General features: G+C 63.5%; 24 protein-coding genes and 4 tRNA genes. 17 read left to right on the plus strand and 11 right to left on the minus strand.

The features are described from left to right. Positions 1–60: 60 nt before the first annotated feature. From OX459_RS05785 to OX459_RS05795, 3 genes are read left to right on the plus strand one after another with little or no spacing between them, the layout of a single operon-like run. Positions 61–570, plus strand: coding sequence for a GNAT family N-acetyltransferase (locus tag OX459_RS05785; protein WP_099667094.1), 510 nt, complete (start codon positions 61–63; stop codon positions 568–570). Continuing rightward, a complete protein-coding gene (locus OX459_RS05790; protein WP_289904166.1) occupies positions 567–1,493 on the plus strand; it encodes a hypothetical protein in 927 nt (308 codons plus the stop codon). Before OX459_RS05785 ends, OX459_RS05790 begins: the two co-directional genes overlap by 4 nt. Further along, the gene (locus OX459_RS05795) at positions 1,490–1,795 is read left to right on the plus strand and encodes an NIPSNAP family protein (RefSeq protein ID WP_034752016.1); all 306 of its coding nucleotides are present in this window, start codon (positions 1,490–1,492) and stop codon (positions 1,793–1,795) included. Before OX459_RS05790 ends, OX459_RS05795 begins: the two co-directional genes overlap by 4 nt. A 6-nt stretch (positions 1,796–1,801) precedes the next feature. Here OX459_RS05795 and OX459_RS05800 read toward each other — a convergent pair whose 3' ends face one another. From OX459_RS05800 to OX459_RS05815, 4 genes are all read right to left on the minus strand, one after another. Next, entirely contained in the window at positions 1,802–2,461 is a 660-nt protein-coding gene (locus tag OX459_RS05800) for a glutathione S-transferase family protein (protein ID WP_289904167.1), read from the minus strand. Between the two features lie 124 nt (positions 2,462–2,585). Continuing rightward, positions 2,586–4,013, minus strand: a complete 1,428-nt coding sequence (locus OX459_RS05805) for a hypothetical protein (protein WP_289904168.1) — start codon at positions 4,011–4,013, stop codon at positions 2,586–2,588. 74 nt (positions 4,014–4,087) lie between these two features. After that, the gene (locus tag OX459_RS05810) at positions 4,088–4,552 is read right to left on the minus strand and encodes a hypothetical protein (RefSeq protein ID WP_143451500.1); all 465 of its coding nucleotides are present in this window, start codon (positions 4,550–4,552) and stop codon (positions 4,088–4,090) included. A gap of 293 nt (positions 4,553–4,845) precedes the next feature. Next, complete coding sequence (locus tag OX459_RS05815; protein ID WP_099667099.1) at positions 4,846–5,907, minus strand: AI-2E family transporter; 1,062 nt, start codon at positions 5,905–5,907, stop codon at positions 4,846–4,848. Between the two features lie 199 nt (positions 5,908–6,106). Here OX459_RS05815 and OX459_RS05820 point away from each other — a divergent pair, with 199 nt between their 5' ends. Next, positions 6,107–6,733 carry a flavin reductase family protein gene (locus OX459_RS05820; RefSeq protein WP_289904169.1) on the plus strand — a complete coding sequence of 209 codons (627 nt, stop codon included), beginning with the start codon at positions 6,107–6,109 and terminating at the stop codon, positions 6,731–6,733. A gap of 104 nt (positions 6,734–6,837) precedes the next feature. On the opposite strand, the gene uvrB is transcribed toward OX459_RS05820, so the two are convergent. Further along, positions 6,838–8,925, minus strand: coding sequence for an excinuclease ABC subunit UvrB (uvrB, locus tag OX459_RS05825; RefSeq protein WP_077407260.1), 2,088 nt, complete (start codon positions 8,923–8,925; stop codon positions 6,838–6,840). A gap of 112 nt (positions 8,926–9,037) precedes the next feature. On the opposite strand from uvrB, the gene OX459_RS05830 reads away from it, so the two are divergent. From OX459_RS05830 to OX459_RS05855, 6 genes are all read left to right on the plus strand, one after another. Next, on the plus strand, positions 9,038–10,252 hold the full coding sequence (locus OX459_RS05830) for an amino acid aminotransferase (protein WP_180278725.1): 1,215 nt from the start codon (positions 9,038–9,040) through the stop codon (positions 10,250–10,252). A gap of 131 nt (positions 10,253–10,383) precedes the next feature. Continuing rightward, positions 10,384–10,459, plus strand: a tRNA-Asn gene (locus tag OX459_RS05835). Positions 10,460–10,594: 135 nt separating this feature from the next. Next, positions 10,595–10,670: transfer RNA gene (locus OX459_RS05840), tRNA-Asn, on the plus strand. Positions 10,671–10,793: 123 nt separating this feature from the next. Continuing rightward, on the plus strand, positions 10,794–11,120 hold the full coding sequence (locus OX459_RS05845; protein ID WP_289904170.1) for a Dabb family protein: 327 nt from the start codon (positions 10,794–10,796) through the stop codon (positions 11,118–11,120). A gap of 90 nt (positions 11,121–11,210) precedes the next feature. After that, positions 11,211–11,286 (plus strand) — tRNA-Asn (locus OX459_RS05850). 184 nt (positions 11,287–11,470) lie between these two features. Then, positions 11,471–12,181: an alpha/beta hydrolase gene (locus tag OX459_RS05855; RefSeq protein WP_289904171.1), complete on the plus strand. Its 711-nt coding sequence runs from the start codon at positions 11,471–11,473 to the stop codon at positions 12,179–12,181. A gap of 63 nt (positions 12,182–12,244) precedes the next feature. Here OX459_RS05855 and OX459_RS05860 read toward each other — a convergent pair whose 3' ends face one another. From OX459_RS05860 to OX459_RS05875, 4 genes are all read right to left on the minus strand, one after another. After that, complete coding sequence (locus OX459_RS05860; protein WP_289904172.1) at positions 12,245–13,213, minus strand: alpha/beta hydrolase; 969 nt, start codon at positions 13,211–13,213, stop codon at positions 12,245–12,247. Between the two features lie 141 nt (positions 13,214–13,354). Continuing rightward, positions 13,355–14,377: a hypothetical protein gene (locus OX459_RS05865; protein ID WP_289904173.1), complete on the minus strand. Its 1,023-nt coding sequence runs from the start codon at positions 14,375–14,377 to the stop codon at positions 13,355–13,357. Beyond that, positions 14,374–15,111 carry an aspartyl/asparaginyl beta-hydroxylase domain-containing protein gene (locus tag OX459_RS05870; RefSeq protein ID WP_289904174.1) on the minus strand — a complete coding sequence of 246 codons (738 nt, stop codon included), beginning with the start codon at positions 15,109–15,111 and terminating at the stop codon, positions 14,374–14,376. The genes OX459_RS05865 and OX459_RS05870 overlap by 4 nt, the downstream gene beginning before the upstream one ends. Continuing rightward, positions 15,096–15,602: a GNAT family N-acetyltransferase gene (locus OX459_RS05875; RefSeq protein ID WP_289904175.1), complete on the minus strand. Its 507-nt coding sequence runs from the start codon at positions 15,600–15,602 to the stop codon at positions 15,096–15,098. The genes OX459_RS05870 and OX459_RS05875 overlap by 16 nt, the downstream gene beginning before the upstream one ends. A gap of 147 nt (positions 15,603–15,749) precedes the next feature. Here OX459_RS05875 and OX459_RS05880 point away from each other — a divergent pair, with 147 nt between their 5' ends. From OX459_RS05880 to OX459_RS05905, 6 genes are all read left to right on the plus strand, one after another. Further along, on the plus strand, positions 15,750–16,766 hold the full coding sequence (locus OX459_RS05880; RefSeq protein ID WP_289904176.1) for a hypothetical protein: 1,017 nt from the start codon (positions 15,750–15,752) through the stop codon (positions 16,764–16,766). A gap of 122 nt (positions 16,767–16,888) precedes the next feature. Further along, positions 16,889–17,548 (plus strand): sugar dehydrogenase complex small subunit, encoded by a 660-nt coding sequence (locus tag OX459_RS05885; RefSeq protein WP_289904177.1) that lies wholly within the window; start codon positions 16,889–16,891, stop codon positions 17,546–17,548. Beyond that, a complete protein-coding gene (locus OX459_RS05890; RefSeq protein WP_099667110.1) occupies positions 17,545–19,203 on the plus strand; it encodes a GMC family oxidoreductase in 1,659 nt (552 codons plus the stop codon). The genes OX459_RS05885 and OX459_RS05890 overlap by 4 nt, the downstream gene beginning before the upstream one ends. Beyond that, positions 19,200–20,663: a c-type cytochrome gene (locus tag OX459_RS05895; protein WP_289904178.1), complete on the plus strand. Its 1,464-nt coding sequence runs from the start codon at positions 19,200–19,202 to the stop codon at positions 20,661–20,663. The genes OX459_RS05890 and OX459_RS05895 overlap by 4 nt, the downstream gene beginning before the upstream one ends. A 278-nt stretch (positions 20,664–20,941) precedes the next feature. Beyond that, on the plus strand, positions 20,942–21,343 hold the full coding sequence (locus OX459_RS05900) for a GtrA family protein (RefSeq protein WP_289904180.1): 402 nt from the start codon (positions 20,942–20,944) through the stop codon (positions 21,341–21,343). A 71-nt stretch (positions 21,344–21,414) separates the two neighbouring features. After that, positions 21,415–22,713 (plus strand): NCS2 family permease, encoded by a 1,299-nt coding sequence (locus OX459_RS05905; RefSeq protein ID WP_092606241.1) that lies wholly within the window; start codon positions 21,415–21,417, stop codon positions 22,711–22,713. A 109-nt stretch (positions 22,714–22,822) separates the two neighbouring features. Here the strand turns inward: OX459_RS05905 and OX459_RS05910 are convergent, their stop codons facing one another. Continuing rightward, entirely contained in the window at positions 22,823–23,530 is a 708-nt protein-coding gene (locus tag OX459_RS05910; protein WP_099667112.1) for a GntR family transcriptional regulator, read from the minus strand. 269 nt (positions 23,531–23,799) lie between these two features. On the opposite strand from OX459_RS05910, the gene OX459_RS05915 reads away from it, so the two are divergent. Continuing rightward, a tRNA-Asn gene (locus tag OX459_RS05915) sits at positions 23,800–23,875 on the plus strand. Positions 23,876–24,020: 145 nt separating this feature from the next. On the opposite strand, the gene OX459_RS05920 is transcribed toward OX459_RS05915, so the two are convergent. Further along, positions 24,021–24,404, minus strand: a complete 384-nt coding sequence (locus OX459_RS05920; RefSeq protein ID WP_251351372.1) for a hypothetical protein — start codon at positions 24,402–24,404, stop codon at positions 24,021–24,023. Positions 24,405–24,563: the final 159 nt, after the last annotated feature.

Below are 24,563 nucleotides of genomic sequence, written 5' to 3' on the forward strand. Positions count from 1 at the left end.
TGCACTCTTGCTAAAAAAAGACGATCGTGTATCGTCTTTTTTTTCGTCCAAGGAAATGCCATGACCATCTTGCACACGGCGCGCCTGCGCCTCGAACCCGTCACCGAGAAGCATTACGACGCCATGCACGCCATGAACTCGGATACCGAAGTGATGACCTACCTCAATGCGGGCCAGCCGGAGACGGAGGAACATACACGTGCCGCCGTTGCCCGCATCATGGGGCGCTGGGTCGAGTGGGGCTATTCGTGGTGGGCCTTGATCCGCACCGAAGATGAGGTGCTGGTAGGGCTGGCCTGCCTGCAGCATATCGGCGGCGACAAGGCGCAGCCGCACGAAATCGGCTGGCGCCTGGCGCGGGCCGGCTGGGGCAAGGGCTACGCCAGCGAGGCGGCCAATGCCATCGTCGCGCATGCCTTCGACGTCGTCGGCGCGCCCGAAGTGGTGGCCGTGGCCCACCCGGACAATGCCGCCTCGATCAAGGTCATGACGCGCCTGGGCATGCAGTACGTGGGCATGGAGCGCCACTACGACCTCGATAGCGTCGTGTACCGGCTGGTGCGCCCATGACGGCAAGGCCGAAGCCCCTGAAGCTGGGCTGCAGCTACGGCGTGCGCTTTTCGCCCGATGGCACGCGCCTGGCCGTGCTGGGACGCGACCTGGTCCTGTGGGACGTGGCGGCGCGCCAGAAGCTGTGGCGCGGCAAATTCATCGCGCATATGTCGGACATGGCCTTTTCGCCCGACGGCAGCCGGCTGGCCATCAAGAGTACGACGGGCCAGATGGTTGTGGTGGATGCCCTCGCTGGCCAGTTGCTGCTGAACTTACAGAACAAGAAGGAGGGCGAAGGCTGCGGTCCCGCGTGGTCGCCTTGCGGGCAGTATCTTGCCGACGGCGGCTGGGATGGCCGCCTGCGGGTGCGCGACGCGCAAACGGGCGAGGTGCTCTTCACGCAGGCGCACCCGGGCGAGATGCTGCGCGGCATGTGGGCTATCGATGGCGGACGGCGTTTGCTGCTCCTGCATGGCGTCAAATCGGTGGAAGAGGGGCAAGTGCAGCCGCCCGACTATTGCAGCGTGTGGGACTGGCCGCTGCAGACCGGCGCCGGCCGCGTGGTGCTGTCGCTGCCGAAGCTGGCGTCGTGCGCGCCGTCGCCCGATGGCACGCTCCTGGCAGTGCTGCATTACGCTGACGGCCAAGAGTGTCTGTCCGTGCATGCGCTGGACGATGGCCGCCGGCTGGCCACGGTGGCCGTGGAGGCGGGCGGCGGCACGGGCGACGCCTTGCGCTGGCTGCCCGACGGCGGCGCGCTGGGCCGCATCGGCAAGGGCAAGCTGCTGTTCTACGCCTGGCCGGGTCTCGGCGTGCTTGCCGAACACGCCATTGCCTATCCCTGCGCGCTGGACTTCTTGCCTGGCACGCCACTGGCCGCCATCGGCTCCTGGGAGTCCGGCATGCTGACGGATCTGAATCTTCACAAGGAAACCGCATGATTACCTGTTATTTGCGTTACATCATCGACCCATATAAATTGCGGGAGTTCGAAGCCTACGGCAAACTGTGGATACCGCTCGTCGAACGCTTCGGCGGCCAGCACCACGGCTATTTTTTGCCATCCGAAGGCGCCAGCAACGTGGCGCTGGCCATGTTTTCGTTCCCCAGCCTGGCCCTGTACGAGCAATACCGCAGCGACTCGATGCAGGACGCCGAATGCCAGGCCGCCTTCCGCTATGCGGAAGAGACGCGCTGCATCGTCAGCTATGAGCGCAGTTTTTTTCGTCCCGTGTTTGCCTGAACGGGGTCAATCGCGCTGCGGCGCGCCCAGGGGGAAGAGGTGGCGGTACGGACGTGCCTCCTCCACCGCGCGGGCGAACGAAGGACGGGCCAGCAGGCGCGCGCGGTAGGCGCGCAGCAGGGGCAGCGTTGCGGGAATCGGCTGCGTCCAGTCCGCATAGAACAGCGCGGGGGCAGCGGCGCAGTCGGCCAGGCTGAAGCGGTCGCCGGCGGCCCACGTCCTGCCGGCCAGGTGCTGTTCCAGCCAGGCGTAGGCAAGGTCCAGCTTTTCGCCGGCAAACGCGCGGCCTTCGCGGGTCTTTGCCGGGTCGCCAGTCAGGGCGGCGCCGACGGCATGCTGCACGGGTGTCATGACGTGCAGGTCGAAGTAGCGGTCGAGAAAACGCACGTCCAGCGCCTGCATCGGGTCGTCCGGCAGCAGGCGCAGCGGACCGGGATGGGCCAATTGCAGGTATTCGATGATGATGCTGGTCTCGGCGACGTTGCGCTCGCCGTCCACCAGCAGCGGAAACTTGCGCAGTGGCCAGCGCTCGAGCCACTCTTGAAGGTGCTGGGGCAGGTCCGGCGCCAGGCAGCGGAAGGCGAACGGGATGGCGTTCTCGTACAGCGCGATGAGTACCTTCTGCGTGTACGAGGAAAAGGGATGGCCGTAGAGGATCAGCGACACGGTGGGAACTCCTGTCATTGTGAAAGGTTGGCAACACGCGCGTGTGCCAACGATAGTGCAATGACAGGATCAATGCAAGCGGTACGCGCCGTTCCCGCTTGCTGCCGTGGCGCGCCCGCCTCGCCTAGCCGAGGTTCGCCAGGTAGCGCAATCCCGTGATGCTGGGGAAGAAGCAATACACGCCGCCACGCGTGATGACGCTGCGCGAGAAATGCTGCAGTTCGGTATTGCCGCTTCCCTTGGCGCCCACGCCGGGCAAGGTGAAGGAACTGACGGCCGGGTCGTTGATGCCCAGGAACACGTCCTGGCCGCTGATGTTGAACGTGGCATCGCCCGCCTCGGGACCGGCCGGGCCGACGGCCGATTTGACGAAGGCATCGTCATTGTTCCATTGCTTCATCAGGAATTCGAACTGATTGCGCAGGCTGGCATTGATGAAATAGCCGACCAGGCCGCGCTGCGTTGCGATGGGCGCTGCCGGATCATATTCGCTGCCGTAGGGCATGGCGCGCCGCACGATGCGGTGGTGGCGGGAGGGAGCGCCCACGACGGCTTCGTCGCGCGGATTGTTGCGCCGGATATGCGCGCCGATCGGGCATTTCAGGCCCAGCGTGTCATCGAGGTCCGGCTGCGCATCGACATAGTGAAAGCGGTTCAGGCTGGCGTCCGGCAGCACGGGGCCGGCCTCGTCCGGCCTGAGCACGAGCGGATTGCCGTTGCGCCAGCGCCCGCACATCTTGGCGGCCACCATTTCGGTCGTGAGCCCGGAACTGGCCGCGCCCTGGCTCAGGATGCTGTCGAACAGCGGCACGTCCTGCTCCAGGATGCGGAAGGCGGCATAACTGCCATTGGTGGACAGTTGCGGCGGCTGCACCTGGTAGGTGCCGCCGTTTTCATTCGGATAGCCGAGCAGGAATTCCCCCGTCTTGACGCTGTTGAGCGGATCAGGGTCGTGTTCGCGCTTGCGCTGCGGGGCGCCATCGACGTCCGGCTGGGCGATGCTGTCGCGGTAGCCGAAATGCACGCGGTTGTCTGGCAGGGCCACGCCGTCGTGCGCATACAGTTCGCGCCAGCCGGCGGCAAAGGCGCGGCGTAGTGTGGCCGAGGTCGCCTGCAGCACTTCCGTCGATTCGCTGACCCACAGGCTCAGCAGCGCATGCACCTGGCCATGCTGGGTAGCCGGCCCCAGGTTGCCGAGCCAGTGCTCGGGGGCGCTGTCGCCCACGTCACCCACGGCATTGACGCTGGCCGGATCGGCCGCGCCCCGTTGAAATGCCTGGTCAAAGGTGGCGAGGTCGGTCGCGGCAACGCCCAGCGCCGACAGGCCGGGCGCGGTAAAGCTGAGATTCAGGAAGCAGGGCGGCTTGGGGTGGATGTGCCGCGCGGTGGTAATGGACGGCAAGCCGTCGCTGCCGTCGAGCAGGGCCGCGATGGTGCGCCGTGCCTGCGCCGCATCCGTGATGCTGAAGATGAAATGGCGCGCCAGGTTGACGCGGTAGCCGCGCAGGATCGTGCCTTGCACGTCGTCGTAATCGATGGTGGAATCGGCCATGCTGTCTCCGGGGGCTGGGGTGGTGGCTGGCAGGGTGGTGGGGCCGCTTGCGCAGCCCCGGCGTGGCTTTCGGCTCAGGTTCGGAATGCGGCGATGATTTTCTGGACGGTCTGCGGATAGGCGCTGTACAGGCCGTTATTGGGCACGTGCTGCGCGGCGTCGTTGGCCGTGATGAAGGCTTCAAATGCAGCCACATGGTTAGCCACAGGAATCAGCGCCTTGCCGCCCACGACAAATTGCAGCAGCGCGTCGAATACCTCGCCCAGTTCGCCCACGAAATCTTCGATGTAGTCGTTGAAGTTGCCGTCATACTCGGTGATCACGCCGATGACCAGGCTATCGGAAGTGCCCGCCGATTGAATGTTGGGCAGCAGATTGGGCTGGGAGCGGTCAAGCAGGGTAAAGCGGGCAAAGTGCACGGTACCGATAGTGGTAAGGGCGGCATTGATCTTCGGTTGGTATTCCAGCAATGTTGCGGCGATGGCGGTCGGATTGGTGCCGGGCAGCGCCGGCATCATTAAGCACAGTGGATTTGCCATGGGAGGCTCCTCATTACGTGGTTGTCGGGACGACCGACACTACGCCGCGGCACCTGCTGCGTCAAAAACTATATTTTTGCATGTGTTGCTAAATACACACTGTTGCATCATGGTAAATGATGGGAAATGCGGTCTCATGTGGATAGTTGCCGAGCCTGGTCAGCGCTGGCGGGCACTCTGCCGCCAGGCTGTTCCGGCCTGTTTCAGGAAGCGCAAGTGGCGCCGCCGGCAAGCCGGCTTCCGTCGCCATTATTTTTGCCGGATGGGGTGCTGACGCTCCCGATTGCCACGCTTCAATCCTCGGCCTGGAATTCGCTGGCCGAGACGAACAGATCCCACGAGGCGATGAACAGGGCCGCCACCACGGGGCCGATGACAAAGCCGTTCAGGCCGAACAGGGCCATGCCGCCCACGGTCGACAGCAGCACCACGTAGTCGGGCATCTTGGTGTCCTTGCCCACCAAAACGGGGCGCAGCACGTTGTCGACCAGGCCGATGACGAAGACGCCGAAGGCGGCCAGGCCTGCGCCTTGCCAGATGGCGCCCGTGGCCAGGAAGTAGACGGCAACGGGCGCCCAGACGAGGGCGGCGCCGACGGCCGGCAGCAGCGACAGGAAGGCCATCAGCACGGCCCACAGCAGGGGCGCGGGCACGTCGAGGAACCAGAATGCCAGGCCGCCGAGGGCGCCCTGGGCAATCGCCACGAGGATGTTGCCCTTCACCGTGGCGCGGATCACCGTGGTGAAATTGGTGAACAGGCGTTGCTTGTATTTGCGGCTCAGCGGCACGGCGCCCTTGATGCGGGCCGACAGGGCCGAGCCATCGCGCATCAGGAAAAACAGCAGGTACAGCATGATGCACAGGCTGGTGAGGAATTCGAAGGTGTACAGGCCCACATTGATGGCTTTCACCGCCACCACCTGGCTCACCTGCGTGGCGCCCTCGGCCAGCTTGTCCTGCAGGCTGGCCAGGCTGGTCAGGTTGAAGCGGTCGAGCAAGTTGATCAGCCATTGCGGCAGCACCGCCATGATCTTATCGAAGAACATGGCGACCGTGATTTCACCCGAACGTACCATTTCCACGACGCTGGCCGCCTGGTTCACCAGCGACACGGAAATGAGCGACAGCGGCAGGATCACGATGACGATGATCAACAGCAAGGTGAGCAGCGACGCCACGCCGGCGCGGCCCCGGGTTTTTCGCAGCAGCCAGCGGTACACGGGCGCGAACAGGATCGCCAGGACGACGCCCCAGAAGATGGCGCCCGCATAGGGCGCCAGTATCCAGCCGAAGCCGATGGTGACGACGCTCAGGAGGAGCAAGAACACTTTCTGGTGCAGCGTGAGGGTAGGCATGGGCGGCGGCGCAATGATCGGGGTTGAGTTGCCCCATCATAAGCGAGGCGTGCTGCGGCGCGCCATACAATTGTCATGCTGCGTGCGCGAACGCACCTGGCGCCGCGGGCTGGCAACGCGGTGGCGGCAATTCCAGTAAGCTGTCGTTCCAGGCGTTCCATCCCGGGCGTCTTGACTTCCTTTGACTGCAGGAGCGCGCGTGCTTGACCCCATTCACTTTTATGAACCCGCACAGGGCCATGGCTTGCCGCATGACCCGTTCAACGCCATCGTGGGGCCGCGGCCCATCGGCTGGATCGCCTCGCGCAGCGGCGAGGGCGTGCTCAATCTGGCGCCGTACAGCTTTTTCAACGCCTTCAATTACCATCCGCCGCTGATCGGATTTTCCAGCATCGGCCGCAAGGATACCTTGCGCAATATCGAACAAACGGGCGAATTCGTGTGGAATCTGGCGACGCGTCCGCTGGCCGAGGCGATGAATGCCAGCTGCGCGCCGGCGCCGTCCGAAGTCGACGAATTCGTGCTGGCCGGCCTGACGCCGGCCGCCGCGCGCCTCGTCAACGTGCCGCGCGTGGCAGAAAGCCCCGTCTCCTTCGAATGCCGGCGCACGCAGATCATCGAACTGCAGGGCGTCAAGGGTGACGGTGTCGGCAGCTGGCTGGTGCTGGGGGAAGTGGTGGGCGTGCATATCGCGCGCCACCTGTTGACCGATGGCGTGTACGACACGGCCGCCGCCGCGCCGATATTGCGCGGCGGCGGTCCGGCCGATTATTTCGAGATCGGACCGGACAGCCTGTTCCACATGCGCCGGCCCAGTTATCCCTGAAGGGGCGAGGCGGGGCGCTATTGTGGCATGACGCAATGGCATCCGCGACCGGCCAGCGGCGCCGGCCGGATCGCGCAGGCCTGCGCCCACGCATGGCGTGACATTTACTTGCCCAGGATCGACGCCACGTTGTCGGTGCCCGGTGCGCCGAACAGTTGCTGCTTGAGGATGTGCAGCTGGTCGCGCACCTGCGCCGCCTTTTCGAACTCCAGGTTCTTGGCGTGGTCGACCATCAGTTTTTCCAGGCGCTTGATTTCCTTGCTGACCTGTTTTTCGCTCATGGCTTCGAACTTCGCCGCTTCCTGCGCCACCTGCAGGGTTTCGCGCGCTTCCTGCGGACTGTAGACGCCGTCGATCATTTCGCGGATCGATTTCTTCACGCCGATCGGGATGATGTTGTTGGCCGTATTGAAGGCGATCTGCTTGGCGCGGCGGCGCTCCGTCTCGTCGATGGCGCGGCGCATGGAGTCCGTGATGCGGTCGCCGTACAGGATCGCCGTGCCGTTCAGATTGCGCGCGGCGCGGCCGATGGTCTGGATCAGGCTGCGCTCGGAACGCAAGAAGCCTTCCTTGTCCGCGTCGAGGATGGCGACCAGCGACACTTCCGGCAAGTCCAGGCCCTCGCGCAGCAGATTGATCCCCACCAGCACGTCGAAGGTGCCCAGGCGCAGGTCGCGCAGGATTTCCACGCGTTCCACCGTCTCGATGTCGCTGTGCAGGTAGCGTACCTTGATGCCATGGTCGCCCAGGTACTCCGTCAACTGCTCCGACATGCGCTTGGTCAAAGTCGTCACCAGCACGCGCTCATCCTTCTTGATGCGCTCGACGATTTCCGACATCAGGTCGTCCACCTGGCTGCTGGCGGGACGCACGATGATTTGCGGGTCGACCAGGCCCGTGGGGCGTACCACCTGCTCGACCACCTGGTCGGAATGGTTCTTTTCGTATTCGGCCGGGGTGGCCGAGACAAACACGGTCTGGCGCATCTTCTGTTCGAATTCCTCGAATTTCAAGGGCCGGTTGTCCAGCGCCGACGGCAGGCGGAAGCCGTAGTCGACCAGGTTCGTCTTGCGCGAGCGGTCGCCGTTGTACATGGCGCTCAGCTGGCCCGTCAGCACGTGCGACTCGTCGAGGAACATCAGGGCGTCGGGCGGCAGGTAGTCGACCAGGGTCGGCGGCGGCTCGCCCGGCAGCGCGCCGGACAGGTGGCGCGAATAGTTCTCGATACCCTTCGTAAAACCGATTTCCGCCATCATTTCCAAGTCGAAGCGCGTGCGCTGTTCCAGCCGCTGCTCCTCGATCAGTTTATTTTCCTTGCGGAAAAATTCGAGGCGCTCGCGCAGCTCGTCCTTGATGGTTTCCACGGCGCGCAGCACGGTGGAGCGGGGCGTCACATAGTGCGAGCCCGGGTACACGGTGAAGCGGGGGATCTTTTGCCGCACTCTGCCCGTCAGCGGGTCGAACAGCTGGATCGATTCGATCTCGTCGTCGAACATTTCCAGGCGCACGGCCAGTTCCGCATGCTCGGCGGGGAAGATGTCGATGGTGTCGCCGCGCACGCGGAAGGTGCCGCGGCCGAAATCGACTTCGTTGCGCGTGTACTGCATCTGGATCAGGCGCGCGATGACGTCGCGCTGCGCGACCCTGTCCTTGACGCGCAAGGTCAAAATCATCTGGTGGTATTCGTTCGGGTTACCGATACCGTAGATGGCCGAGACGGTGGCGACGATGATGACGTCGCGCCGCTCCATCAGCGACTTGGTGCACGACAGCCGCATCTGCTCGATATGTTCGTTGATCGACGAATCCTTTTCGATGAACAGGTCGCGCTGCGGCACGTAGGCTTCGGGCTGGTAGTAATCGTAGTAGCTGACGAAGTATTCGACCGCGTTCTGCGGGAAAAAGTCGCGGAACTCGCTGTACAGCTGCGCCGCCAGCGTCTTGTTCGGCGCGAAGACGATGGCGGGCCGGCCCATGCGCGCGATGACGTTGGCCATGGTATAGGTCTTGCCGGAACCGGTCACGCCCAGCAGCGTCTGGAAGGCCAGTCCGTCGGCAATCCCCTCGGATAACTGGGCGATCGCCGTGGGCTGGTCACCGGCCGGAGGGAATGGCTGGTGCAGCTTGAAGGGGGAGTCCGGGAAAGAGATAATTGCGCTTTCCGCCTCGCTGGCGGTAGATAATTCGGGCATGTGAATCAGACCTTTGTTAGAATAGTGCTCTGCTGGCGGCCCTGGCGTTGTATTTTGGGGCGCTGTCTACAACTCCGCTGTGAACCTGCTTCCAATCGAATCCAATCTTATCATGACGAACCCAACTGTTTCTGCCAGTCTGTTTAGCGCCATCGAGATGGCCCCACGCGACCCGATCCTGGGCATCACCGAAGCATTTAACGCGGACCAGAATCCCGCCAAAATCAATCTGGGCGTCGGCGTCTATTATGACGACAACGGCAAAGTGCCTCTGTTAGCTTGCGTACGCAAGGCGGAAGCCATCCTGATCGAACAGGCCGCCCCACGCACCTACCTGCCGATCGAAGGCCTCGCCGCCTACGACAAGGCTGTGCAAGAACTCGTATTTGGCGCCGATAGCGCCGTAATTCAAGAGCGCCGCGCCGTGACCGTGCAAGCCATCGGCGGCACGGGCGCGTTGAAGATCGGTGCCGACTTCCTGCAGCGTTTCGCGCCGGGTGCCCAGGTCTACATCAGCGACCCAAGCTGGGAAAACCACCGCGCGCTGTTCGAGAACGCCGGTTTTGTCGTGAATAACTACACGTATTACGATGCCGCCACCCATGGCGTGAACTTCGACGGCATGCTGGCCAGCCTGAACGCCATGCCAGCCGGCTCCATCGTCGTGCTGCACGCCTGCTGCCACAACCCGACCGGCGCCGACCTGAGCGTGGCCCAGTGGGATCAGATCATCAGCGTGGTGACGTCGCGCGGCCTGGTGCCGTTCCTGGACATGGCCTATCAAGGCTTCGCCAACGGCATCGCCGAAGACGGCGCCGTGGTGCGCCGCTTCGCCGACGCGGGCGGCCCGCTGCTGGTATCGAACTCGTTCTCGAAATCGTTCTCGCTGTACGGCGAGCGCGTGGGCGCCCTGAGCGTCGTCGCCGCCAGCGCCGACGAAGCGGCACGCCTGCTGTCGCAACTGAAGCGCGTCGTGCGCACCAACTACTCGAACCCGCCGGTACACGGCGGCAAGGTGGTCGCCACCGTCCTGGCCACGCCGGAACTGCGCCAGCTGTGGGAAGAGGAACTGGCCGGCATGCGCGTGCGCATCCGCGAAATGCGCAATGCCTTCGTGGAAAAACTGAAAGCCAAGGCGCCAGGCCACGACTTCGAATTCGTGCGCCAGCAAATCGGCATGTTCTCGTACTCGGGCTTGACCAAGGAGCAGGTGGCGTCGCTGCGCGAGCAGTCGATCTACGCCGTCGACACGGGCCGTATCTGCGTGGCAGCATTGAATTCGCGCAATATCGACATCGTTATTGACGCGATCGCCAAAGTGCTTTAAGATCTTGCTTCTTCGGCGCTGCATGCAAGTGCGGCGCTGATGGCGGTAGAAAGTCGGCGATGGCCGTGTTTGTGAAGATACAGTATCAGTCTTGCAAATATGGAACAAGCGACATATAATATTGCCTCTTTTCCCTGATAGCTCAGTTGGTAGAGCGACGGACTGTTAATCCGCAGGTCCCTGGTTCGAGTCCAGGTCGGGGAGCCAGAATTCGGAAGGCCACGTTGAAAAACGTGGCCTTTTTTGTTTTTGCGCCGCCTGCGCGCAGCTTGGGGCAAGATAAGATTTTCCCTATGGAAATCTGGACAGCGCCAAGTTTGGCCTATATAATACGGCCTCTTTTCCCTGATAGCTCAGTTGGTAGAGCGACGGACTGTTAATCCGCAGGTCCCTGGTTCGAGTCCAGGTCGGGGAGCCAGAATTCGGAAGGCCATGTTGAAAAACATGGCCTTTTTTGTTTTCCGCCGCCGCCAGCGGGGCTTGCCTGTGCGTGATCGCGTTTTGCGCTATCCTGAATGTATCACTTCAGGAGCACCTTCCCATGACTTGTACCTCCGCCTTGCGCCACATCGTCCTGTGCGACTTCCTCGATGGCATCACGTCTGCCAAGCATGCCGAGCTCGTCTACGAGTTTTCCCATCTGAAACACCGCATTCCCGGCGTGCGGCAATTCGAATGGGGGCCGAACGTCAGCCCGGAAGGCCTCGACGACGGCTTTACCGATTGCTTTACCCTGACCTTCGATGATGCCGCCGCCCGCGATGGGTACCTGACCCATGCGGCCCACCTGGCCTTTGTCGAGCAGCTCAAGCCATGGCTGGGCCGGGTGCTGGTCTTTGACTACTACCCGCAAGAGCATCCCGGCTGACCGACGGGCAAGGTGAAGCCGGGAAAATATACATTTTTCTGGGGGAAATCTGGACATCGTAAAATTTCCCCTATAGAATGCGGCCTCTTTTCCCTGATAGCTCAGTTGGTAGAGCGACGGACTGTTAATCCGCAGGTCCCTGGTTCGAGTCCAGGTCGGGGAGCCAGAACACGCAGTAGCAGAAAGCCCAGCCTTCACCGGTTGGGCTTTTTGCATTTCAGGGCCGGCGCAGACGCCCGTGTCGCCTGCTCTTGATCCACCGCATGGACCACTAGGCATCTGGCGCTATGCTGGAAGAGACAAGGCGTTGGCGGCTCTGTCATCGCTTGCAATTTCCGGGAGGGGCTGACATGGATGACATCGCACGTGCCGGACCGGCGACGATCGTGCTCGTGCATGGTGGTTTTGTTGACGGGTCCGGCTGGGAAGGCGTTTACCGGGCACTGCGTGACGAAGGCTGTCACGTTGCCGTTGTGCAAAACCCAACGCTATCGCTGGCGGACGACGTGGCCGCGACGGGCCGGGTCATCGCCGCAGTACCGGGTCCCGTGGTCCTCGTCGGTCATTCGTACGGGGGCGCCGTGGTCACGCAAGCGGGGAACGATCCCAGGGTCAAGGCATTGGTCTACATCGCGGCGTTTGTGCCGGATCAAGGGGAGTCTGTCGATTCCTTGCTGAAGAATGCCCCGCCTGGCGCGCCGGTGCCGCCGATCTTGCCGCCGCACGATGGCTTCCTGTTGCTCGACCAGAAAAAGTTTGCGGCCGCCTTCGCCGCCGATGTGCCCAGGCACAAGGCCAACTTCATGGCGGCATCGCAAGTGCCCTGGGGCATGGCTGCCTTGACGGGCGTGGTCAGCGCGCCAGCGTGGAGGAGCAAGCCCAGCTGGTACCTGGTCGCGACCGGGGACCAGATGATTGCGCCGGCGATGCAGCGCCAGATGTCGGAACGGGCGGGCTCGACGGTGGTCGAAGTTGCCGGCAGCCATGCCATTTACATTTCGCAAGCCCAGGCGGTGGCGTCGCTGATTAGCAAGGCTGCGGCGAGCATTGCCGGCGACTAGGCCGGCAGTGTGCCGGCCAGCCTGTCGGCCCCCGAAAAGGGCGTCATGTCATGGGGCGTTGCATCAGGGCTTGGCAGTCGCATCCAAGGTCTTGATGATGGCTTCTTGAAATTGCACCGGTTCATCCTGGTGTATCTGATGGCCGGAATGCTCGAAGAAGAACAAGCCCTTCCTTGGCGCCTTCAAGGTGTCGAAATACGCTTGCGTGATCCTGGTCGAGGTCTGGATATCGTTTTTGCCGACGAAGAAATACACGGGGCAGTCAACGCTCTTCAAGGTCTTGGGCAAATCAATGTTCATGACCTCGTTCCAGACGGGCGACCAGGTCTTTGACCACTGCAGAAAGCCCGTCTTGAAACCTTCGCTCGTCGCAAATGCCTTGCCATCCTTGTAGAAAAGCCATTTTCTTAAATAGAACATGCTTTCGTCACTTGCAAACGGAAAACTGATGCTGTTCAGTTCCTGGCTGGCGACGGCATTGTCCTTGAAATGCACTTTCAAGGCTTGCAGCAATTCTTTCTCGCTTTCCAGCTGGCTCACGACAGGATTCGACGCGAAATAGGCATGCAGCAGTTCCGGGTGACGCTTGACGATATCAAAGCCCAGGACGTTGCCCCAGGAACTGCCCAGCAAGTATATTTTGTCCTGCTTTAACTCCTTGCGCAGAAATTGGATGACTTGATACGTGTCCTGCTCCATGTGCCCGACGGACGGCTGCGTGGGGGAGGGATTCAGTTTCAAGGTTTTTCCGGCATCCCGCTGGTCCCATTGCACAATCGTAAATCTGCTTTTCAGGAGATTCGTAAAGGCATCCGCCCCCTTGATCATGGAGCTTCCCGGGCCGCCGGATAAAAACAGCAGCACGGGCTTGTTCGCGTCGTCCGTCTTGATTTCCACCACTTGCTTGATGCCGCCAATATCGGGTGTCAGGGTGGTGGTGACTTCCGCGGAAGCGGGTGTCGCTGCCGCCGTGGTTTGCGCCTTGCATGCGTAGAAGGGAATCAGGGCGGTCAAGAGCACTGCCAATGTCATTTTTTTTATCATGGTGTCAGGGTCGGTTTTAGGTTGCTTGCACCGGCGCATTCTGCGCCGCAGTTGAACAGCTAATTTATCGCATGGTTTCCAGTGGGTACGTCGACATGCCTCCTTGTCAAAAAGTTGGGTTTATGAAAATCATTGACCTTGCCCGGCATGCAGCCGCAACGCTTCCAGCGCCAGATACGCGGCTTGCAATTGCGCGGCGATGGCGGCCAGGCCGCTTGCCGCGGGCGCGGGCGGATCGCCGTGGTAAGCCGTGCCGTACTTCGCATGCACGCCGCCTTGCGCGCGCATCGCTTGCAACTGCGCCGCTGTAGGGGCGATGCCGAAGCGGGGCAATACATCGCTGAAAAGGATGTCTGGCAATTGCTTATAGTTAATTAACTGCAGCTGGCCTGCGGCTGCATGGGACCGGGCGGCGTCGAACAGGCTGGCCAGCACGAGGCCCGTATAGCCATCGAGATCGCTCGGCGCCAGCTGGTGTGCGGGCAGCGGCAGCTGTGCCGGGTGCAGCATGCCGGGCACCATCTGCGGGCCGCGCTGGCGCTGGTGCGAGGCCAGCACGGCCAGCGGTTCGCGGTAGACGAACAGGCAGGGCGTGCCGGGAAACGCTTGCCGCAGCAAGTCCAGGCTGTGGATGTGCCAGCAGTCGAACTTGATGAAGAAGTGCGTCTCAGCAAAGGTGCGGCGCTGGCCCAGGGCCAGGATGGCCTGGCGCAGCAGGGCGATGCCGGCGGCCGGGTCGGCGCCGTCGTGATGCAGGCGCAGCAGCGAGTCGATGACGGGCGGCTCGGACATGACGATGCATTGCGGCAAGGACGCCAACAGCTGGCTCAGCAGGGTCGAGCCGCAGCGCGAGACGTGGAAGATGAAGGCGTCGGGTGCCAGGCAATCGCCGAGCGTCGCCAGCGCCGCCAGCGGCGTGCGGCAGACGCGGCGCTCCCCGTGCGGCTGGCGCGCCAGGGTATTGACAAAGAAGGCGTCGCTGAAGGGTGTTTTTCCCAGCTCGCGCCAGCACATGGCGGCGTCCGTCCATGTTTCGCCCCGCTCCACGTACAGCGGATACCAGCCGCGCAGGTCCATGCCCTCGTGCCACGGCACTGTCTCGCCCCTGGCCAGCAAGCGTTCCTGCTGGGCCAGGCCCGGCGCGGCGCTCACGGCGCGTTCCCGTCGGCCAGGGCAGCCAGCGCGCCGGCCAGCGCCAGGCTGGCGGGCGAGGGCGATAGCCGCAACTGGGCGATGACGGCCCGCACATTGCCATCGTTGATGCTGGGGTCGCCATACCTGTGGGGCGCTTTCGGCACGAAGCCGGCCGAGGCGAACAGCGCTTCGAGCCAGGCATTGCTGATGCAGTCGAGCACGAGGTGGATGCGCGGCGTCGTGCCCCGGTTGTGCACCGCGTGCAGGCAGCTGGCATCCATGTACCAGGCGTGCCCGGCCGTGAAATGGACGGTCTCGCCATCGATGGTAAACAGCACCTGCGGCGAGGTGTGGATGGGGATATGGATGCGGACCAGGCCATCGGCCAGCGACATGCCGGCGTCGCGGTGCTCGCGGATGAGGGTGCCCGGCGCCAGCGCCATCAGGCGCGCGGCGTGAAGCTCGCATGCGAAGCTGGCAAGCACCTCGCGCAGGCAGGGGCAGCGCGCCAGTTGCGGCGTGGCGGCATAGGCGGGGCCGTTGACGGGCATGATATCGCCGGCTGCTCCGCCGGGCGAGCGCAGCGGTATGCAGCTCCAACCCGTGTCATAGGCGCCCGTGTTGAAATGGCTGATCCACTCGCTGGCGGCGAACTGGTCGCTGTCACCCTGCATGCGCGCCACGTCGAAGCGCAGTGGCAGTTGCAGCCAGGTGCTGGGGGTATGTTGCGCCGGCACTATGGCGCGCTCCATTCCAGTTGCTCCTGCACCTCGTTTTCCCCGCGCAGGCGAAAGCCCAGCCGCTGGTACAGTGCGCGCGCGGCGGCGTTGCTCTTGTTGACGGCAAGGTGGATCTGCCATTGCTGCGCAGCGGCTTGCGCCTGCAGGCCGCGCAGCACGGCGCTGCCGGCGCCCTGGCTTTGCGCGGCGGGCAGGATGGCGATGTCGACCAGGTGCAGCACCTGATTCCGGCGCTCCAGGATCAGGCGGCCGATGGGCGTGTCGCCGTGCTGCAGCACCAGGTACACGGCGTGCGGATACGCTTGGCGATAGCCGTGGCTTTGCATGCGCTGCTGCATGGCGATCAGCTGTTCGATGACGGCGGGCGCGGCCGGCATCTGGCGCAAGTCGTCGCGCGTGGAGCCGTACAGCGCGGCGGCAAAGCCTTCGTCGTCGTCGCGCTGGACGCGCAACTGGTAGGGGGCGGGCAGGCTGGCGAGGGCGGAAAGCGGCAAGGCGTGCATCGGTGCTCCGGTAGGTGGTTGCGATGGCGGCAAATGAGCAGGCATGTATTTATTTGCTATGCTGCCAATTTTTCCGCGTACTTGCAATCATTTCAAGGAGGCCGCCATGCATTCTGTCTTTATCCCGCCTTGCCCGTGGAGTCGCGCGTGAATCCGGCGCGCGCGGAACTGGCCGCCATTGCGGCCGCGCTGTGCGATCCGCAGCGCTCCCTGGCCAGCCTGGTCGGCGAAACGGTGCAGCTGCGCCAGCTCGTCGAGCGCCATTCGCGCCTGTCCATGGACCGGCAGGACGGCTTGCGCGATGGCGAAAGTTTTCTGCCCAGCGGCTGGGCCATCTCGCCCGTGCAGGCGGGACTGTGCGCGCGCGAGCCGTACCGCAGCGCCGCCTTCATCCAGGGCCTGGCGCTGGCCGTGCGCGAGCGCCTGGACGTGAGCGGCGGGCGGCCCGTGCGGGTGCTGTACGCGGGTTGCGGCCCGTTCGCCCTGCTGGCCTTGCCGGTGATGGCCGTGCTGGATGCGCAGTTGGTGCAGTTTTCCATCCTCGACGTGCATGCCGAGACCCTGGCGTATGCGCGCGACCTGATCGCAGTCCTGGGCCTGGACAGCCACGTCGCCGAATACCTTTGCGCCGACGCGGCCGCCTGCCGCATTCCTGCCGGCGCCATGCCGGACGTGATCGTCAGCGAAACCATGAATACGGCGCTGGGCAAGGAGCCGCAGGTGGCCATCCTGCGCAATCTGCACGCGCAAGCGCCTGCGGCGACGCTGCTGCCGGCGGCCGTCACCGTGCACCTGGGCCTGGACCGGCGCGCGCCGGATGCGCCGTGCACCGACTGGGGCCGCGTGTTTACCCTCGATGCGGACGCCTTGCGCGCCTGGCAGGATGAAGGGGGCGACAGCCTGCCGGCCGCCACCATCCGCCTGCCCGACGTGCTGGAACAGGCGCCGCGATTGCTGACGCGCATCCGCGTGCATGGCGACATCGTCCTGGGCGACCATGAGTGCAGCCTGAACCTGCCCCTGGCCTTGCCCGGCAAGCCCAGCCTGGCCGGCGGCAGCGTGCTCGACTTCCATTACCGCCTGGGCAACCAGCCGGGACTGGCGTTTTGCCTGCGCAGAATGCCTGAATCCATACCGGAATTGCCCAGGGCAGTGTCTCAGTAGTAGTACTACATTGGCAGACTATTTACTTCTGTAGGATAATATGGAACCGGTTCCATATATGCGCAAATGCAATGTAGCGCAATCATCGAAGTCAATAAAATAACAAGTCTTGCGGGAGTCTCATGAACCATCCAGGCACTGAACCATCTGCAACATCCGTTTCATCCCTTCCTCGCGTCAGCCGCCGCCACGCCCTGATCGGCCTGGCTGCCCTGCTGGCGCAGGCCGGTTTCTGGAGCAATCCCCTGTCCGCCGCCATGTCGGCGCCGGCCAGCGCTCCGGCCACCGGCCTGGCGCCCGCCACCATGCTGTTCTACACCTTGTCGCAAACGATCACGGGTCACCGCGACCTGTCCGCCGCGACGGCGGCGCGCATCGAGCAAGCCATGCGCACCAACGTGCCCGGCTTTGCCGACCAGTTGCCACGGCTGGGTGCGCTGCTCGTCACGGGCCAGGAAGCCAAGGCCCTGCTGGCGGCCGCCAGCGCCGCCGATGCGGGTCTGCGTGAGCTGGCGCTGGCCATCGTTGCCGCCTGGTACACAGGCACCGTCGCCGGAAATGCGGCGCAGGGCACGAAATCCATCGTCGTCGCGTATGCGGAAGCGTTGATGTACCGCACGGTGGCCGATGGCCAGGTCGTGCCGACTTACTGCAATTACGGCCCCCTGTGGTGGCTGAAGGCGCCGCCCGCCGTGGGCGTGTCCGCGCCCGTGGCGCCAAAACCCGTACCGGCCCCGGCCACCACCGGCACTCCCGAAACCAAAGGCAAGCAAGCAAAATGAAATCACCCCAATTCAAGAGTAATGGCGACGTCGTCGCCGATGTCGTCATCGTCGGGACCGGCGTCGTCGGCGCCATGATGGCCGACCAGCTGGCCGCACAGGGTCACTCCGTGATCATGCTGGAAGCGGGCTTGCGCATCGAGCGGGGCCAAGCCGTGGAAAACTGGCGCAACATGCCGTTTGAGAACCGCGTCGGTTCCGACTTCCAGGGCCTGTATCCGCAGGCGGACAACGCGCCCGCGCCGTTGTATTTTCCAAAAAACAACTATGTGGAATTGTCCGGCCCCAGCGGCAGCAGTTTCCAGCAGGGTTATCTGCGCACGGTGGGCGGCACGACCTGGCACTGGGCCGCATCGTGCTGGCGCCATTTGCCGTCCGACATGCGCATGAAAAGCGATTACGGGGTAGGGCGCGACTGGGCCATCTCCTATGATGAGCTGGAACCGTACTATTGCCGCGCCGAGCAGGAAATGGGCGTGGCCGGCCCCAACGATCCCGCGCTGCAGTCGCCCAGCGAGCGCAGCGCGCCGTATCCGATGGACATGGTGCCCTGGGGCTATGGCGACAAGCGCTTTGCCGAAGTGGTCAACCCGCACGGCTACCGTTCCGTGCCGATTCCGCAAGGCCGCTCGACGCGCCCGTGGCAGGGACGCCCGACTTGCTGCGGCAATAACAATTGCCAGCCGATCTGCCCCATCGGCGCCATGTACAACGGCATCCACCACGTGGAGCGGGCCGAGCTGAAGGGCGCGGGCGTACTGGCCGAGGCCGTCGTCTACCGCATCGACACGGACCACAACAACCGCGTGACGGCCGTGCACTGGTATGACGCGAAAAAACAGTCGCACATGGCGACCGGCAAGGCCTTCGTGATTGCCTGCAATGGCATTGAAACGCCCCGCTTGCTGTTGCTGGCGGCCAACCAGAACAATCCGAACGGCATCGCCAACAGTTCCGACCAGGTGGGCCGCAACATGATGGACCACTCGGGTTTCCACTGTACCTTCCTCGCCAATGAACCGATCTGGACGGGCCGCGGCCCGGCGCAGAGCAGCTGCCTGGTGGGTCCGCGCGACGGCGCCTTCCGCGCGCAGTATTCGGCCAACAAGATGATCTTGAACAATATCACCCGCGTTGGACCTGCTACCCAGCAATCCTTGAAGCTGGGCCTGGTGGGCAAGGACCTCGACGATGAAATCCGCCGCCGCGCCGCGTTCGGCGTGGACCTGTCGATCAGCCTGGAGCCGTTGCCGGAAGCGCACAACCGTTTGACATTGAGCAAGACGCGCAAGGACCCGCTGGGCCTGGCCTGCCCGGACATCTACTATGACGTGGGCGACTACGTGCGCGATGGCGCGAAGGCCGCGCATGCGCAGCTGGAGCACATCGGCAAGCTGTTCGGCGCCGTGGAATTCCATATTACCGACAGCCTGAACGCGAATAACCACATCATGGGCGGCGTCATCATGGGTTCCAATCGCGCCGATTCCGTGGTCGACGGCAATTGCCGCGCCCACGATCACGCCAACCTGTGGCTGCCCGGCGGCGGCGCCATGCCGTCGGCCAGCGTCGTCAACACCACCCTCAGCATGGCCGCGCTCGGTTTGCGCGCGGCCGACGACATCGCCCGCACCCTGGCAAGGGAGGCAGCATGATGCGCCGCCTGTCCTTCGCTCTTGGCCTGGCCTTGCTGGCCGGCGGCGCCATCGCTGCCGTGCCTGCCTCGGCGCCGCCCGTCACCCTGACGCCGGACCGTCCCGCCGCGCCGGCGGCGGCCAAGCCCGATGCGCGCCTCGAGCGGGGCCGCTACCTGGCCATCGCCGCCGACTGCATGGCTTGCCATACGGCAGCGGGCGGCAAGCCGTACGCGGGCGGCTACGCCATCGATTCGCCCCTGGGCACGATTTACGCGACGAATATCACGCCTTCGAAACAAGGCGGCATCGGCCACTACACGGAAGCCGACTTTGCGCGCGCGCTGCGTGAAGGCGTGCGCGCCGATGGCAGCCATCTGTATCCCGCCATGCCCTACACCAGCTATGCGCAGCTGACGGATGCGGACGTGGGCGACCTGTATTACTACTTCATGCAGGCCGTTCAACCCGTCGACGCGCCGGAGCGCCAGACGGCCTTGCCATTCCCGTTCAATGTGCGCTTGTCGATGCTGGGCTGGAATACTTTGTTCCTGGACAATAAACGCTTCGTGCCGGACCCCACGAAGAGCGCGCAGATCAACCGCGGCGCCTACCTGGCCGAAGGCCTGGCGCACTGCAGCGCCTGCCATACGCCGCGCAACGCGCTGATGGCGGAAATCGGCAGCCAGACCCTGGCGGGCGCGTCGCTCGGTTCCTGGCATGCGCCGAACATCACGTCCGACAAGGTCAGCGGCATCGGCGCGTGGACGGATGCGGAACTCACGGCTTACCTGAAGACGGGCCACGTGGAAGGCAAGGGGCAGGCGGCGGGCGGCATGGCCGAAGCCATCCAGAACAGCCTGCAGTTTTTGCGCGACGACGACGTGGCCGCCATCGTGGCCTGGCTGCGCACGGTGCCGCCCGTGCGCGCGCCGGGGCAGACGCAAGCTGCCTTCAGCCATGGCAGCGCCGCCAGCGAAGAGCCGCTGCTGCGCGGCATGGCCAGTTCCACGGAGCGCCATTCGCTCAACAGCGGCGCGATCCTGTTTTCCGGCTATTGCGCCAGCTGCCATTCGGCCAGCGGCGCCGGCAGCACGGGCCAGGCCTATCCCGCCCTGTTCAACAACACGGCGACGGGCGGCAGCACGCCGGCCAACCTGGTCTCGGCCATCTTGTTTGGCGTCGAGCGCAAGATCGAAGGGGAAGAGCACGAAGCGTTCATGCCCCGTTTCGACCAGCGTTCGTATGTGCAACCCTTGACGGACGAGCAGATCGCCGCTATCGCCAATTACGTGCTGAAGCAGTATGGCAACCCGGATGTGTCCGTTACGCCCGCGTATGTGGCGCAGGCGCGCAGCGGCGGCGAGAAACCCGTGCTGGCGCGGGCACAACCGTTCATGCTGCCGGGCGGTATCGTGGGAATCTTGTTGTTGATCACGCTGTTTGTGTGGCTGCGCAGGCGCCGCCAGCGCAAGGAATAAGTACGCCTATCAAAACCTACTGCGCGTCGTAATTTGCGGTCTGCGATGCTCACTGCCTCGGCGGCCCCGTACTTCGTACAGTTGCGCTTCTCAACCACAACTTCCTTCCGCTCGCTACGGTTTTGTTAGGCGTTATAAGTGTCGAAACGGCGGCGAATATGAACGTTGGGCGCAACTTGCAGTAAAATGCAGGCTGAAAAATGGTTACGAGCAATCGTAGCCATTTTTTATTCTGGCCCGATCCCGGCAATTGTTTTCGTCTTATTTGAAAATTGACAATGTCCCATTCCCTGCATCACCAATTTTTGCGTTTCGCCGCCGTCGGCGCTTCCGGCACGGCCGTGCAATACAGCGTGCTGTGGGGTGGCGTGGAATGGGCCGGCATCAGTGCCGCCGCCGCGTCCGGCATCGGCTACATCCTCGGTTCCGTCGTCAACTACCTCCTCAATTACTTTTTCACGTTCAAGAGCGACAAGGGCCATGGCGAGGCGGCCAGCAAGTATTTCACCCTGCTGGGCATCGGCTGGTGCATCAATACGGGCCTGATGTGGCTGCTGGTACACCAGCTGGACTGGTATTACTGGCTGGCGCAGGTGCTGGCGACGGGAATCGGGCTGGTCTGGAATTTCGCGGGCAGCCGCTGGTGGGCCTTCAAGCCGGCCGGCGCAGCGGGAAAGTAGTCATTTCGTCATAAAAAGAGGCGCACTGGCCACACGCAGGCGCCCGGTTTTACCAAAACAAGGGGTTAATCATGCAGTTCCTGGAACGCTATTTCAAACTGAAGGACAACGGAACCAATGTGCGCACGGAGCTGCTGGCCGGCCTGACCACGTTCCTGACGATGGCCTACATCATCTTCGTCAACCCGTCCATCCTCGGCGACGCGGGCATGCCGAAAGACTCCGTTTTTGTTGCCACCTGCCTGGCGGCCGCCATCGGCACCCTGATCATGGGCCTGTACGCGAACTACCCGATCGCGCTGGCGCCGGGCATGGGCTTGAATGCGTATTTCTCGTACACGGTGGTCAAGGGCATGGGCATGAGCTGGGAAGTGGCGCTGGGCGCCGTCTTCATTTCCGGCTGCCTGTTCATCCTGGTCAGCCTGTTCAAGGTGCGCGAGATGATCATCAACAGCATTCCGCCCGCACTGCGCACGGCCATCACCGTCGGTATCGGCCTGTTCCTGGCAATCATTTCCCTGAAAAGCGCCGGCGTGGTGGTGTCGAACCCGGCCACCATCATCGCGCTGGGCGACTTGCACCAGGCGGCGCCCATCCTGGCCATCCTCGGCTTCTTCATCATCGTTGCGCTGGACCGCCTGAAAGTGCCGGGCGCCATCCTGATCGGCATCCTCACCATCACCGTCGCCAGCTTCTTCTTTGGCGGCAACCAGTTCAACGGCATCGTTTCGACGCCGCCCGCCATCGAGCCGACCTTGTTCAAGCTCGACATCATGGGCGCGTTGTCGATCGGCATCGTCAACGTGGTGCTGGTATTTTTCCTGGTGGAATTATTCGATGCGACGGGCACCCTGATGGGCGTGGCCAACCGTGCTGGCTTGTTAAAAGACGGCAAGATGGAACGCATGAACAAGGCCTTGCTGGCCGACAGCACGGCGATCGCGGCAGGCGCCTGCCTGGGTACGTCGAGCACCACGGCCTTCGTGGAAAGTGCTGCCGGCGTGCAAGCGGGCGGCCGCACGGGCTTGACGGCCGTGGCCGTTGCATTGTTGTTCCTGGGCAGCCTGTTCTTCGCCCCGCTGGCGCACACGGTGCCGCCGTATGCGACGGCGCCGGCGCTGCTGTACGTGGCGTGCCTGATGCTGCGCGAACTGACTTTCATCGACTGGGATGACAGCACGGAAAGCATTCCTGCCGCCATCACGGCCTTGATGATGCCATTTACGTATTCCGTGGCCAGCGGCGTTGCGTTCGGCTTCATCACCTATGCGGTATTGAAACTGTTGACGGGCAAGGGCAAGCAAGTGTCCGTGGTGGCTTACATCATCGCCGCCATCTTCCTGTTCAAGTTTATCTACCTGGGCGAATAGCGGGGAGGGCAGGGCCGGAGCCGCGCGTCCGGTACTGCTATCGAAAAAGCGGCAATCGCAAAAAGGCCGCCCGTGCATCCGCAGGGGCGGCCTTTTTTGATGACGGGGCCTACATCAGCAGCGCGGCCACCAGGTCTTTCCTGTCGTCGCTGGCGCTGCCGTCGAAGCGCAAGGCCGCTTCCACGTGCGACAGGTGCTCGACCATCAGGCGCGCCGCCAGGTCCGCGTCGCCGTTGCGCGCCGCCTCGAGAAAGCGGCCGTGTTCGTCGTACGAGCAGGCGGCGGCGTGGCCGGACTGGTACAGCATGGTGATGAGCGAGCTGCGGCCCACCAGTTCGCGCACGATGTCGCGCAGGACGGCGTTGCCGGCGATATCGGCCAGCAAGACGTGGAAGTCGCCCAGCAGTTGCGAACGCAGCGGCGTCGCTTGCGCCAGCGCCAGGCGTTCCGCCTTCAGGTGGCGTTCCAGCATCCGGTAGTCGGCAGGCTTGGCCCGCGCGACGAATTCGCGCGCCAGGGCCGCTTCGATGACGCGCCGCGCGGCAAAGATGTCGCGCGCCTCCGCCTCGGTCGGCTGGCTGACGAAGGCGCCCTTGTCGGGCACCATGCGGATCAATTTATCTTTTGAAAGAATGAGCAGGGCGGCGCGGATCTTGGTGCGGCTGACGCCATACAGCCGGCACAGCGCTTCTTCGCGCAGCCGGGTGCCGGGCGGCAATTGGCGCGCCACGATGGCGGCCGCCATATGCTCGGCAATTTCCGCCGAGCTGTCGCCGCTGCCGGGTTTGTCCACCAGGGTTGCGCTTGATTCTGTCATGTCGGGTGAGAGCAGTCAGCCAGGGGCAAGGTGAGCTTGCAAGCGCATGTCCGCGCGGCGGCGTGGTTGACGCCCCGTTGCCAGCATGCCGTTGTGCGCCTTCCATATCGGCAAGGCCTGGCTATTCTACTATCTTGCGTGGCACCGCGCAGACGGGCGCAGCCATCCGGCGAGGCTGGCCTGCCGGCGGCCTGTTTTGCTGCTCATGCAGCAACCATGTCGTAACGACTGGACATGGGAAATTTTGACGTATATAATTCGGCCTCCTTTCCCTGATAGCTCAGTTGGTAGAGCGACGGACTGTTAATCCGCAGGTCCCTGGTTCGAGTCCAGGTCGGGGAGCCAGAACAAGCAGCAGCAAAGGGCCACGTGGCAACACGTGGCCCTTTTGTCATGCGCGCACGGTTTTCCGTTCACGCTGGCCATGCCGTGTTAGCGGCGTGCGCGACGCCGGCCCGCTGGTGGCAGGGGGCGCGCAGTGTTTCCCGGATCAGGGATCGACAAACACGTCGAAACGCACCTTGAGCGGGCTGCCCCACGAGATTTCCACCCAGGCCCGGAAGCCGCCGTTGTATGGCGCAATGTTGTACACGGCCATGCGGGCGGCGCCAATGAAACGGTCCTGGGCAGTGGCGCCGTATTCGCTGATGTTGAGGAAGACGCGCGAATTGGCTTTCACGTTGGCATTGGCGAAGTTGACCGAAGGATGCACGCCGTTGGCCGTCCACGTGTAGTAGGTGGTGAAGGCGGCGGGGCTCAGGTTCAAGTCCTGCGCGGCCGCGCCTTTGGCGCTTTGGCCTTCCTGTTCCATCGGCAGCTCGGTTTCTTCCAGTGCCAGGTTGCTGCCGGTGCGATGTTCTACTTTCATTTCCATGATGTACTCCTGATCGATAGTTTGGACGCCGCGCCTGTCGTCGTGCGGCAAGACGCCCTATCTGTTGCCGTGACGGCCAGTGTCACGTCCTGGCTGATAAGGTAACCGCCTGCTCCATGCTGTGGGAGTAAGCTATTCTAGGCAAACGCGCGGGCAAAA

The organism is Janthinobacterium sp. SUN026 (assembly GCF_030397625.1).
Classification (GTDB): domain Bacteria; phylum Pseudomonadota; class Gammaproteobacteria; order Burkholderiales; family Burkholderiaceae_D; genus Janthinobacterium; species Janthinobacterium kumbetense.